General features: G+C 69.9%; 7 protein-coding genes. 5 read left to right on the forward strand and 2 right to left on the reverse strand.

Annotated features, from left to right (window positions below; all coding sequences use genetic code 11):
- The first annotated feature begins 202 nt into the window (after positions 1–202).
- On the forward strand, positions 203–1,654 hold the full coding sequence (locus CT688_RS01165; RefSeq protein ID WP_231750445.1) for an AAA family ATPase: 1,452 nt from the start codon (positions 203–205) through the stop codon (positions 1,652–1,654).
- 28 nt (positions 1,655–1,682) lie between these two features.
- Here CT688_RS01165 and CT688_RS01170 read toward each other — a convergent pair whose 3' ends face one another.
- On the reverse strand, positions 1,683–2,846 hold the full coding sequence (locus CT688_RS01170) for a DUF4185 domain-containing protein (protein ID WP_107755420.1): 1,164 nt from the start codon (positions 2,844–2,846) through the stop codon (positions 1,683–1,685).
- Positions 2,847–2,955: 109 nt separating this feature from the next.
- Between CT688_RS01170 and CT688_RS01175 the strand changes: the two genes are divergently transcribed.
- Positions 2,956–3,471, forward strand: a complete 516-nt coding sequence (locus CT688_RS01175; RefSeq protein ID WP_231750446.1) for a hypothetical protein — start codon at positions 2,956–2,958, stop codon at positions 3,469–3,471.
- 42 nt (positions 3,472–3,513) lie between these two features.
- Here CT688_RS01175 and CT688_RS01180 read toward each other — a convergent pair whose 3' ends face one another.
- Positions 3,514–4,845, reverse strand: a complete 1,332-nt coding sequence (locus CT688_RS01180; RefSeq protein WP_231750447.1) for a DUF4921 family protein — start codon at positions 4,843–4,845, stop codon at positions 3,514–3,516.
- A gap of 179 nt (positions 4,846–5,024) precedes the next feature.
- Here CT688_RS01180 and CT688_RS01185 point away from each other — a divergent pair, with 179 nt between their 5' ends.
- From CT688_RS01185 to CT688_RS01195, 3 genes are all read left to right on the forward strand, one after another.
- Positions 5,025–6,656 carry a hypothetical protein gene (locus tag CT688_RS01185; RefSeq protein WP_107755423.1) on the forward strand — a complete coding sequence of 544 codons (1,632 nt, stop codon included), beginning with the start codon at positions 5,025–5,027 and terminating at the stop codon, positions 6,654–6,656.
- Positions 6,657–6,937: 281 nt separating this feature from the next.
- Positions 6,938–11,539, forward strand: coding sequence for a glutamate synthase large subunit (gene gltB / locus CT688_RS01190; RefSeq protein ID WP_107755424.1), 4,602 nt, complete (start codon positions 6,938–6,940; stop codon positions 11,537–11,539).
- A complete protein-coding gene (locus tag CT688_RS01195) occupies positions 11,532–13,004 on the forward strand; it encodes a glutamate synthase subunit beta (protein ID WP_107755425.1) in 1,473 nt (490 codons plus the stop codon). The genes gltB and CT688_RS01195 overlap by 8 nt, the downstream gene beginning before the upstream one ends.
- The last annotated feature ends 21 nt before the right edge of the window (positions 13,005–13,025 follow it).

A 13,025-nucleotide genomic window follows, 5' to 3' on the forward strand; every position in this document is an offset into this window, starting at 1 on the left:
GGTGACCCTACAAGCGGACTCCGGCCCTGTCAGGGGGTCAAATGCTGAGTGTTCCTTGAGGTAACACTTCGGTCATCGGTCGCGAGGGGTCGTGGTCACCCGTATCCCCGACTCGGCGGCGGGCCGCGTCGCACCTGCCTAGGCTGGCGTTATGGCCACGCCTGCGCATTCGGACCCGACATCGGGAGCGCCGCCTGGCGTCGTGGAGACGCACAGTGCTCTCATCGTGCTCTATGGTGACCAGGCTCACAAAGTGCGCAAACCGATCGACCTCGGTTTCCTCGACAACACCACGGTCCGGGCCCGCGCCGAGCAGAGTCGGCGGGAGGTCGAGCTCAACAGTCGCATGGCGCCGGACGTCTACGACGGCGTGCTCGAGGTCCGCGATCCCGAGGGCGAGGTGATCGACCACGTGGTCAGGATGCGTCGTCTCCCCGCCGACCGGAGCCTGGAGTCGCTGGTGCGGTCACGGGTCTCGGGCATCGGACGGGCCGGCGATCCGGATCTCGTGGTGGGCGTGCGGGAGGTGGGCCGGCAACTCGCCCGTCTGCACGCCGCGAGCCCCCGCTCCGGGCAGATCGAGGCCATGGGCACGGCGGACGCCGTGGCCGGTCTGTGGGGGGAGTCGATCGCACACCTGCGCCGTCTGAGCGTGGGCGAGGACGCACCGGAGATCGTCGACGACCTCGAGTGGCTCGCGGGGGAGTACCTGCGCGGACGGCGCCGGCTCCTACGGGCACGCGTGGACGCAGGCCGGGTGGTCGACGGCCACGGGGACCTGCTCGCGGCCGACATCTACCTCGAGGACGACGGGCCGCGTGTGATCGACTGTCTCGAGTTCGACGACCGGCTCAGGTTCGGGGACGCCATGCTCGACGCCGGGTTCCTGGCCATGGACCTCGACAGGGCGGGGGCACGGGACCTCGCGGAGGCCTTCCTCCGGGCGTACCGGGACTTCTCCGGTGATGACGCCCCGCCCTCCCTCGTCCATCACTACATCGGGTACCGCGCGGTCGTGCGGTCCAAGGTCACCGCCATCCGCGCCGACCAGACCGGGAGCGGAGGTGCGCATGCTCGGCACGCCCTGGAACTGGCGGATCAGGGAGTAGACGCCCTCTTGCGCGGCCGCGTCAGGTTGGTCCTCGTGGGAGGGGTGTCCGGGTCGGGCAAGTCCACGCTGGCCGTGCCACTGGCGGCGGCGTTGAAGGCCGAGGTCCTGCGGTCGGATGACCTGCGCGCCGCCGGCCCGGCCGACCGGCGGTACTCGGCGGCGGCGGTCGCCGCAGTCTACGGCCGGATGCTCGATCGGGCCGGGCAGCTGCTCGCGTTGGGGCGCAGCGTCGTCCTCGACGCGACCTGGCTGAACCCTCGTCGCCGCGCGGAGGCGGAGACCGTCGCCGCCGATGCACGCGCCGAGCTCGTGGAGGTCGCCTGCACGGCTCCGCACGAGGAACTGGTCCGGCGGATCGAGCAGCGGCGACGCATCGGGTCCGATCCGTCGGAGGCGACCGTGTCGGTGCTCGCGCGACAACTCGCGGACCGGGCGCCCTGGCCCGACGCGATCGAGGTGGACACCACCGACCTCGATGTCCGCTCCCTCGAGGCCGTACGGGAGTGGGCGGCGCGGAACCTGGGCCCCCTGCCCTGGGCCTAGCGGGCTGGTCGCACCCGCCGGCGGCGGGTCACCCCGGCCCGGACGCCCCCGGCGGTCGGGGGATGGAGCCCACGAACTGCATCGATCGGTACGGCCAACCGGCGGGGCCCGCGGCCGAGTCGTGGGTGTTCCACTGGCTCACCACGAGGTGCCACTCCTCCGGAGTGGACCCGGGGACGGGGCAACCGCAGTAGAGCTGGGCGACCCGCGCCGGGCCGGCGGTCGGATCAGATCCGTCGGATTCGTCGCCCCAGGCACACCCGTGCAGGAGCGTCGTGTGGGCGGTCACCGAGCGGTCCAGGAGGTCCACTCCGATGTGCGCGAAAGTGAGGCAGTCGATCCGGTAGTGCTCCGCGTCGAAGTAGGTCAGGGTCCAGAAGTCCTCGCACCGCCGCAGGTACATCTCGCCGATACGGCCCGGCAGCACGATGGTGGTGGGGTTGCCCCAGGCCCATGCCCCGTCTCGGAAACCCCACGACTGCCATCCGTTGACGCCGGGGTCGGCCAGGTCCTCCTCGCGGACCCGCATCAGGATGACCCCCTTGTCCCGCTGGAAACCGGTCGACAGCACGTAGACGAATCCGTCCCCGCCCGACTCCCAGGTCCACAGCTGACGGTGCCCGCCCTCGAGCAGGGGGGAGAACGTGACGCCGGTCGGCTCCCAGGTGTCGCCGTCGTCGACGGAGCGGTGGATCTCGGTCCGCGTGACCGTCCCGAGACCCTCGTTGACCATCACCTGGAGATACATGGTGTCACCGAGGGTGAGGACATCACCGGGCAGGACAGTGGAGCAGCCGCGCCCGTGGACGTAGTCGACGAGCTGACCCGCGTAGTCCGGTGGGCCGGGGCCGGCCGCACCCGTCCACACCAGGCCACCGGACGCATCGATGTCGTCCGCGAACAGGCCGACGGGGGATCTCCAGTCCGGATTCCCCGGCCCGGGCCGCTCGTCGGTGGTGGGAGTGCACTGCGCGATCCCGGGGTGGGGCCGACCCACGTGGGGGGCACCCACCCCCGCCCCCGCGAAGGTGTCGCCGAACACGGCGAGCAGGCGCCCGGAGGGTGTCCGGGCCGTGATCCCCAGATCGGTGCCCTCCATCCCGAACGCCGTGGTGATACCCGGCCCGGTGAGGTCGCGGACCTTTCGGGTGCGGGTCTGCGGGGTGCGGGTCGGCGGGCGTGAGTCCGTCATGGCACCGACGCTACCGCCACCCGCGACGACCGGAGAGCCGATCGTGGACGCATCACAATTCGGTCAATGCGCGGGCGAACCCGGAACGCGGACGCGTATGGTCGTGCGCGTGACACACCCCTTCGCACGAGCGGGGCGCGAGATCGTCCCCGGCCACTGGTTCGGCCCCGTGGCCGTCGTGGCAGTCGGGTGTGCGCTCGCGTGGATCATCGTGGGTTTCGGTCACGGAGCCGCACCGGCGCTGCTGGTGTTGGCCCTCACCACCGTGGTGGCACTGTGGAACTCTCCGCTCAGGATGACCGGTCACGAGCCCCTTCAGTCGGTGCGCAGCGCCTGCACCGAGCACGCCGTGGTGGTCCTGTGGCGCCCCGGGTGTCCGTACTCCTCCGCACTGCGGCGGCGCGCCGCGCGGGAGGGCCTCGAGGTGCACTGGGTGAACATCTGGCGGGACGAGGACGCCTACGAGCTCTGCCGCAGCATCAACATGGGCTCGGAGGAGACGCCGACCGCGATGCTGCTCGACCCGGCGCTCTCCGGCCCCGTCGTCATCCCGGCCTCCGTGCCGGGCATCCGAGAGGCCACCGCGGCCAGGCTCCCCCGGGGCCGGGCGCGTCGCGCGATCTAGTCGACGGCCCCCGTTCCCGGCCGACGGCGCCCTGGTTCGGTCTCACCCGAGGGGCCTCGTCCCCTTCACGTCCCCGCACTCGGCCCCGAGCGCCATGTCGGCGATCAGACCCGACGCGCGCAACTGCTCCAGCCGCGGCGCGACCCGATCACGCAGGGCCCACGGGTCGATGGTGTTGACGTGGATCCCGGTCGCCCCCTCGAACCCGGCCGGGGTGGAGATCCGCCACTTGAGCACGATCCGCCACGGCATCGGGGCGGCGACGCCGGGAGGTCGGGTGTGCCACTCCTCGTTTGTCGGCACCAGAGGGCCCGTGGCGGCGTGGCAGGCGTGCAGCAGATCGGAGACCCCGCGGAGCTCCTCCGGCGAGTGTTCCCACGGATCGCTCGCCGCCGACCGCGAGTAGACGACGAGGGCGGGATACCGGTGCCCCACCCCGACCACCGCCACGGCGTGCTCGTTGGCCGCCACCACCAGTCCCTCCGAGACCGCGAGACCGATCCCGAGGGTGTCGTAGAGGTCCGGTTCGCTCTCCAGGGCGGCCACCTCGCGAACGGTCTTCGCCGGGATCTCGTCGATCGCCACGAGCTGCTTGTGCAGATGGGCGAACGACGCGCCCGCCGGCTGCAGCCAGTTCTGGAACACCGACACGTATCGGGCGTGGGGGTTGTCGCGGTACAGGTTCCGCATGGCGCGGACGGTGAACGCGATGAAGTGCTGGTGTTCGGCCGGGTCGAGGGATCCCGAGGAGGCATGCCCCCCGGTGGTGGCGGCGCCCTCGACGAGGTGGCGGCGGGCCACCACGACATCGTGGCAGCCGCCGAAGAAGCTCTCCGAGCGCGCGGCCAGTTCCGCGGTATCCATGGCATCGACGATGGACGGATCCCCCTGTGCTGCCGCGATCCGGGTCCGGAGCAGCGAACGGACGTGTTCGACACCGGCCTCGGTCTCGAGGTAGGCGGACTGATGCGCGGAGGCTCCGGCCGGGATCCGATAGCCGTGGACCGCTTTCCAGTATTCGAGCGAGACGATCTCGAAGAGGTTCCCGAAGAGCCTGAACTCGGGCGTCGTCAGGTCGAGTTGGTCCGGGGCGACCCGGTCGAGGGTCCTCCATGTGCTGCCGTCGCGTACCAGGCGCGACTTCTCCGGGGTGGTCTCGCGAAGTCGGGACACGCAGAACGCGCAGTGAGCCTCCGGGGCGACCGGGTCCACCGGGCGGACCTCGCCGGGGTGATGGTCGACGGGGCGGTTACCGCGGCCCGGGACCGTCCACACCTCGGTGCCGGTGAAGGGGTTCGTCTGCTTGACGGTCCCGTCCGCCATCCGGCGCAGCGGTCGAATCCGGGGCGACGGGGTGTCGGGCGGGGTGGTCACGCGCCGAGCCTAGGCGGTGCCGGGTGCCTGGCCGACGACTGCGAGGAGAATGCCGCGCCCGCACCGGTGGAACTGTGATGAAGGTAACACTATCCTGAGTTTCCACGATGTGGGTATGAGGCAGGGGGATTGGTGCTAGCCATCCCGCGTGGAGACACCGACCGAACAGAGGACCGAAGATGTCATCGAAACGTGCACTACACATTCGTGCGGCGGCCGTTGCCGGCGCGGCCCTTCTCGCGGCATCCGGGTCCCCGGCGGTCGCAGGTGCTCAGGAGGGGTCGCTCGACCTCGGACTGGGACTGAATCTCGAGTTGTTGCTCGGGTCGGCGGGATCCGGTGAAGAAGGGTCCCTCGAGGGTTCCCTCGAGCCCGGCTCCCTCGACCCCGGCTCGCTGGGGCAGGGTTCGTTGGAAGGCTCCCTTGAGCCGGGCTCCCTCGATCCGGCCTCGCTCGCGCCGCTGTCCGCGGGGTCGGATGAGGGTTCGCTCGAGGGCTCGCTGGAGCCTGGTTCGCTGGAGCCTGGCTCACTGGAGCCAGGATCGCTGGAACCCGGTTCGTTGGAGCCGCTGTCCGCGGGTTCGGATGAGGGATCTCTCGAGCCGGGATCCGTCCAGGCCGGTTCGCTCGTGGCGGTGACCGTGCTCCTCGCGCTCGGTTCGGAGGGGGGCGAGGGGTCGCTCGATCCGGCCTCGCTCGCGCCGCTGTCCGCGGGGTCGGATGAGGGTTCGCTCGAGGGCTCGCTGGAGCCTGGTTCGCTGGAGCCTGGCTCACTGGAGCCAGGATCGCTGGAACCCGGTTCGTTGGAGCCGCTGTCCGCGGGTTCGGATGAGGGATCTCTCGAGCCGGGATCCGTCCAGGCCGGTTCGCTCGTGGCGGTGACCGTGCTCCTCGCGCTCGGTTCGGAGGGGGGCGAGGGGTCGCTCGATCCGGCCTCGCTCGCGCCGCTGTCCGCGGGGTCGGATGAGGGTTCGCTCGAGGGCTCGCTGGAGCCCGGTTCGCTGGAGCCTGGCTCACTGGAGCCAGGATCGCTGGAACCCGGTTCGTTGGAGCCGCTGTCCGCGGGTTCGGATGAGGGATCTCTCGAGCCGGGATCCGTCCAGGCCGGTTCGCTCGTGGCGGTGACCGTGCTCCTCGCGCTCGGTTCGGAGGGGGGCGAGGGGTCGCTCGATCCGGCCTCGCTCGCGCCGCTGTCCGCGGGGTCCGATGAGGGTTCGCTCGAGGGCTCGCTGGAGCCGGGGTCGCTCGATCCCGCCTCACTGGCGCCGCTGTCGGTGGGCTCCGAGGCCGGGTCGCTGGAGGGCTCCCTCGAGGGGTCGTTGGAACCCGGGTCGCTGGAGCCCGGCTCGCTCGACGAAGGCTCGGTGGAGGGTTCTCTCCCGACGGGTTCATTGGAACCGGGTTCCGTCGAGGGGTCGCTCGCCCCGGTCGGTTCCCTGACCGCATCCCTGGCCCCGTTGGGTTCGACGGTCGGTTCCGCGGTCGGGTCACTGCCGATCCTGCTGCCGGTGGTCCTCGTCGGTGGTTCGATCGCCGCCGCCCCGATGATCGGGCAGTCGGTCATGGACCTCGGGCTGGTCCTGCCACCACTGCCCGGGATGCCCATGGCGCCGCCCGCCCCGGTCGCCGTTCCCGAGGCGCCGCCGGCCCCCGGGCCGACAACCCCCAACGGTCGCGGGGGAGAACCGGGTGCCGCGGGGGGCGTCGCGGTGGCCGCGAACGCGGCGATCGTCACCACGGGATCGCTCGGAGACTACGAGGTGGTGCTGCCGGACGGTGTCACCCTGCCTCCGCTGCCCTTCATCCGGTGACCTGACACGCGATCGGCGAACCGAGGCGCGTTCCGCCCCGCTCCGAGTGGACCACTCGGAGCGGGGCGGTCGCCGTTTCGGCGCCGGTTGCACGTGCGACCTGAGAGAAATCTCACAGGGTGGAATCCGTGTCCCACGTCAGTCGGCGTTGATTGACGAAACCGAATTGTGCGGCTAACCCCTTTTCCCCATATTATTTGCGGGCCAGAGCACCACGGTGATCTGAGTGCGGGTGCTCCAGCCACCACGGAGTCCGCCCGTCGACAAACGAAGGCGAGCAGATTATGACGACTCCCGGCCCCAAAGGCTTGTACCGCCCTGAATATGAACACGATTCCTGTGGTGTCGCGTTCGTCGTGGACATGTACGGACGCCAGTCCCGGGACATCGTCGAGAAGGCGATCGCCGCGCTCGTGAACCTCGAACACCGGGGTGCGGTGGGAGCCGAGGCCAACACCGGTGACGGCACGGGCCTGATGATCCAGGTGCCGGACCGGTTCTTCCGCGAGGTGATGCGGGCGGAGCAGAACCTGGAGCTGCCCGAGGCCGGTGCGTACGCGACCGGCCTGTGTTTCCTCCCCCAGTCCCGGATGCTCGCGATGGACGCCATGCGGTTGGTGGAGCGGATCGCCGCGGAGCAGGGGGTCACCGTCATCGGATGGCGCGAGGTCCCGGTGGACGACTCGACGGTCGGGGCGATCTCCCGCGACGCGCAGCCCACCATCCACCAGATCTTCGTCAAGGCCGCGGGTGCCGACGGGGCCCTGCTCACCGAGCTCGCGCTGGAGCGCAAGTGCTTCGTGGTCCGCAAGCGGTGCGAGCACGAACTCGGATCCAAGGGGCCCGGCAAGGGCGACCTGGGCTCCGAGACCGTGTACTTCCCGTCCCTGAGCCCCCGCACGTTCGTCTACAAGGGAATGCTGACGGAGAAGCAGCTCCCGGACTTCTACCTCGATCTTCAGGACGAGCGCGTCGAGTCCGCCCTGGGAATCGTGCACTCCCGGTTCTCCACCAACACCTTCCCGGCCTGGCCGCTCGCGCACCCGTTCCGCTACGTCGCACACAACGGAGAGATCAACACCGCTCGCGGCAACGAGAACTGGATGCGGGCCCGGGAGTCGCTCATGTCGAGCGAGCACATCGAGGACCTGTCGGCAGCGCTGCCCGTCTGCACCCCGGGTGGGTCCGACACCGCGCGGTTCGACGAGGCACTCGAGTTGCTGACGCTGGCCGGCCGCACTCTCCCGCACGCCGTGATGATGATGGTCCCCGAGGCCTGGGAGCGTCACGAGACCATGGATCCGGCCAAGCGGGCGTTCTACGAGTACCACGCCTCGCTAATGGAGGCCTGGGACGGTCCGGCGTCGATCACCTTCACCGACGGCACCGTCATCGGAGCGGTCCTCGACCGCAACGGGCTTCGCCCCTCCCGGATCTGGGTCACCGACGACGGCCTCGTCGTCATGGCCTCGGAGGTCGGCGTCCTGGACATCCCGCAGGACAAGGTCGTCACCAAGACCCGCCTGCGCCCCGGTCGCATGTTCCTGGTCGACACCGCCGCGGGGCGGATCATCGACGACCAGGAGATCAAGGCGCAGCTGGCCGCGGAACACCCGTACCAGCAGTGGCTCGACGACGGCATGATCCGCCTCGGCGACCTCCCCCAGGTCAACCAGGAGATCATGAGCCACGAACGCGTGGTGCTGCGGCAGCGGGTCTTCGGCTACACCGAGGAGGAACTGCGCATCCTGGTGTCCCCGATGGCCCGGGTCGGGGCCGAGGCGACCGGGTCGATGGGCACCGACACCCCGCTGCCGGTGCTCTCGCAGCGGGCCCGCATGCTGTTCGACTACTTCGCCCAGCGGTTCGCCCAGGTCACCAACCCGCCGCTCGACGCCATCCGCGAGGAGCTCGTCACCAGCTACGGGGTGACGCTCGGGCCCGAGGGCGACCTCATCAACCCCGGTCCGGACTCGTGCCGCCAGATCAGGCTCGACAACCCGATCCTGGGCAACGCCGAGCTCGCCTCACTGCTGGCGGCGGGGGACACCCACCCGGGGTTGCGTGCGGTGACCGTGCGCGGGCTCTACAACGTCGCGCACGGCGGCCGGGGCCTGCGGATCGCGCTGGAGCGCATCCGCCGCGAGGTCTCGGAGGCGATCGACGACGGGGCCGCGATCATCGTGCTCTCGGACCGCGAGTCCGACGAGCGCAACGCCCCCATCCCGTCGCTGCTGTTGACCGCCGCGGTGCACCACCACCTGGTCCGGGAGAAGACCCGCACGAGAGTCGGCCTGGTGGTGGAGTCGGGTGACGCCCGCGAGGTGCACCACATGGCGGTGCTGTTCGGCTACGGCGCCAACGCCATCAACCCGTACATGGCCTTCGAGTCGATCGACGAGCTCGTCAAGACGGGCGACCTCACCGGTATCGACACGGTCGAGGCCTGCGCCAACTACCGCAAGGCGGCCGCCAAGGGCGTGCTCAAGGTGATGTCCAAGATGGGTATCTCCACGCTCGCCTCCTACACGGGCGCCCAGCTGTTCGACATCACCGGACTGTCGCAGGAGCTGTGTGACGAGTACTTCACCGGCTCGATCAGCCCGATCGACGGGATCGGCCTCGACGAGATCGCCGAGGACGTGGCCCGTCGGCACCGCTTCGCGTTCCTGCCGCGTCCCGAGGAGGCGGCCCACCGCGAGCTCGAGATCGGCGGCGAGTACCAGTGGCGGCGCGAGGGCGAGTACCACCTGTTCAACCCGGACACGGTGTTCAAGCTCCAGCACTCCACGCGCTCCGGCCGGTACGAGATCTTCAAGGAGTACACCGCGCTCGTCGACGATCAGTCGGAGCGTCTGGCCACCCTGCGCGGCCTGTTCGAGCTCAGGAGCGACCGCTCGCCGGTGCCCATCGACGAGGTCGAGCCGGTGTCGGAGATCGTCAAGCGGTTCTCCACCGGCGCGATGAGCTACGGTTCCATCTCCGCGGAGGCGCACGAGACCCTCGCGATCGCGATGAACCGCCTGCACGCCCGGTCCAACTCGGGAGAGGGCGGCGAGTCGATCGCGAGGTTCACCCCCGACCCCAACGGGGACTGGCGCCGGTCCGCCATCAAGCAGGTCGCCTCCGGCCGGTTCGGCGTGACCAGCAACTACCTGGCCAACTGCACCGATATCCAGATCAAGATGGCCCAGGGTGCCAAGCCGGGCGAGGGCGGACAGCTCCCGCCGGGCAAGGTCTATCCCTGGGTGGCCGAGGTCCGTGGGTCCACGCCGGGCGTCGGGTTGATCTCGCCGCCGCCGCACCACGACATCTACTCGATCGAGGACCTGGCGCAGCTCATCTACGACCTGAAGAACGCCAATCCCGAGGCGCGGATCCACGTCAAGCTCGTCGCCGAGCAGGGCGTGGGGACCGTCGCGACGGGCGTGTCCAAGACCCACGCCGACGTGGTGCTGATCTCCGGCCACGACGGTGGCACGGGCGCCTCGCCGCTGACCTCGCTCAAGCATGCGGGTGGGCCGTGGGAGCTGGGGCTCGCAGAGACCCAGCAGACGCTGTTGGTCAACGGGCTACGCGACCGGATCGTCGTGCAGGTGGACGGGCAGCTCAAGACGGGCCGCGACGTGATCGTCGCCGCGCTGCTCGGTGGCGAGGAGTTCGGTTTCGCCACCGCCCCGCTCGTCGTGGCCGGATGCGTCATGATGCGCGTCTGCCACCTCGACACCTGCCCTGTGGGTGTGGCCACCCAGAACCCGGTGCTGCGTGAGCGGTTCAACGGCAAGGCCGAGTACGTGGTGAACTTCATGGAGTTCGTCGCGCAGGAGGTCCGCGAGTACCTGGCCGAGCTGGGTTTCCGATCCCTCGACGAGGCGATCGGGCGCTCCGAGTGCCTGGACAAGTCCCGGGCGTTCGCGCACAACAAGCGGGCCGCGAAGCTGGACCTCGAGCCGGTCTTCGCCCAGGCGGACTCCCCCTTCATGCACCAGGACCTGCGCTGCACCAAGCAGCAGGACCACAAGTTGGAGGGGGTGCTCGACCGCACGCTCATCGAGGACTTCCGGTCGGTGATCGCCGACCCGTCGAGCGGTCCGTCCACCGGTCGATACCCGATCTGCAACGTCAACCGCTCCGTCGGCACCATGCTCAGTCACGAGATCTCCAAGGCGTACGGTGCGGCCGGCCTGCCCGAGGGGACGATCGACCTGACCTTCACCGGTTCGGCGGGCAACTCCTTCGGGGCGTTCCTCGCCGCGGGCGTGACCCAGCGGGTGTTCGGTGACGCCAACGACTACGTGGGCAAGGGGTTGTCCGGGGGACGGATCGTGGTCCGGCCCGCCCTGGACGCGGCCCCGGACTTCGTGGCGGAGAACAACATCATCGCCGGAAACGTGATCTGCTACGGGGCGACCAGAGGCGAGATCTTCCTGCGGGGGATCGTGGGCGAGCGCTTCTGCGTCCGGAACTCGGGTGTCACCGCGGTGGTCGAGGGCGTGGGTGACCACGCCTGCGAGTACATGACGGGCGGTCAGGTGGTGGTGCTCGGGTCGACCGGTCGCAACGTGGCGGCCGGGATGTCGGGCGGTGTCGCGTACTTCTACGACCCGGACGGGCAGCTACCCGCGAACCTCAACGACGAACTCGTCGAGATCGAGCAGCTGCTGACAGAGGACGTCGAGTTCCTGCACCGCATCGTCGAGCAGCACGCCGCCGAGACCGACTCGGCCCGCGCCCGGGAGATCCTGTCCGGGTGGGCGCAGAACGTGAATCACTTCGCCAAGGTCATGCCGCGCGACTACAAGCGCGTGCTGCTCGCCATCGAGCAGGCGGAGAAGGACGGACGCAACGTGGACGAGGCGATCATGGAGGCCGCAAATGGCTGACCCCAAGGGCTTTCTCAAGCACACCGAACGCGAGCTCCCCGCGCGCCGCCCGGTGGACCTGCGAATCATGGACTGGAAGGAGGTCTACGAGTCGACGACCCTCCCGGAAGACGACCTGAAGACCCAGGCCAGTCGCTGCATGAGCTGCGGCATCCCGTTCTGCCACCAGGGGTGCCCGCTCGGCAACATCATCCCGGAGTGGAACGACCTCGTGCACCGGGGACGGTGGGACGCGGCCGTGGACCGTCTGCACGCGACCAACAACTTCCCCGAGTTCACGGGTCGACTCTGTCCGGCCCCGTGCGAGGGTTCGTGCGTCCTGGGGATCAACCAGCCACCGGTGACGATCAAGCAGGTCGAGGTGGAGATCGCCGAGAAGGCGTGGGAAGACGGCGACATGGAGCCGGTGATCCCCTCCTTCCGTACCGGACAGTCGGTGGCGATCGTAGGGTCCGGGCCCGCAGGGCTGGCGGCCGCACAGCAGCTCACCCGCGCCGGGCACTCGGTCACGGTCTTCGAGCGCGATGACCGCATCGGTGGTCTCATGCGCTACGGGATCCCCGAGTTCAAGATGGAGAAGGAGATCATCGACCGTCGCCTCGCCCAGATGGAGGCGGAGGGCACGGTCTTCCGCCCCGGCGTCAACGTGGGCAAGGACATCACCGCCTCGCAGCTGCGCGCGGAGTTCGACGCGGTCGTCCTCTGCGGCGGCGCGACCATGCGCCGGGACCTCCCGGTCCCGGGACGGGAGCTCGACGGGATCCACCAGGCGATGGACTACCTGCCGCTGGCCAACAAGGCCGCCGTCGGTGATCCGGTCGTGGACTCCGACGGTCTGCCCGAGATCCACGCGCGGGACAAGCATGTGATCATCATCGGCGGTGGCGACACCGGCGCCGACTGCCTCGGAACAGCCACCCGCCAGGGCGCGAAGTCGGTCAAGAGCTTCGAGATCATGCCCAGGCCTCCCGCGACCCGTGCCGCCTCGACCCCCTGGCCCGTCTACCCGCTGATGTTCCGGACGGCGTCGGCGCACGAGGAGAACGGCGAGCGGATCTACAGTGTCTCGACCGCCGAGTTCCTCGGTGAGGGCGGCCATGTGACCGCGCTCAAGGGGTCCGAGGTGAAGATGGTCGACGGGCGTTTCGAGGCGGTGCCCGGCACCGACTTCGAGTACCCGGCGGATCTCGTCCTGCTGGCGATGGGGTTCACGGGGGCGCAGAAGTCGGGGCTGTGCTCCGACCTCGGGGTGGATTTCAGCGACCGGGGGAATGTGGACCGGGACGAGAAGTACGCGACCAACGTCGACGGGGTGTTCGTCGCAGGCGACATGGGGCGCGGCCAATCGCTGATCGTGTGGGCGATCGCCGAGGGGCGCGCCGCGGCGGCCTCGGTCGACCGCTTCCTGATGGGGGAGACCGCCCTGCCGTCGCCCGTGCGACCCACGGACGTCGCACAGCGCTGACCAGGGGACGCGCGGTCGTGG

Origin of the sequence: Dietzia sp. JS16-p6b (assembly GCF_003052165.1) — a bacterium.
Taxonomy (GTDB): Bacteria; Actinomycetota; Actinomycetes; order Mycobacteriales; family Mycobacteriaceae; genus Dietzia.

Coding starts and splice junctions, on each gene's coding strand:
- CT688_RS01170 (WP_107755420.1), bottom strand. CDS start 2,846: ATGACGGACTCACGCCCGCCGACCCGCACCCCGCAGACCCGCACCCGA.
- CT688_RS01185 (WP_107755423.1), top strand. CDS start 5,025: ATGTCATCGAAACGTGCACTACACATTCGTGCGGCGGCCGTTGCCGGC.
- CT688_RS01195 (WP_107755425.1), top strand. CDS start 11,532: ATGGCTGACCCCAAGGGCTTTCTCAAGCACACCGAACGCGAGCTCCCC.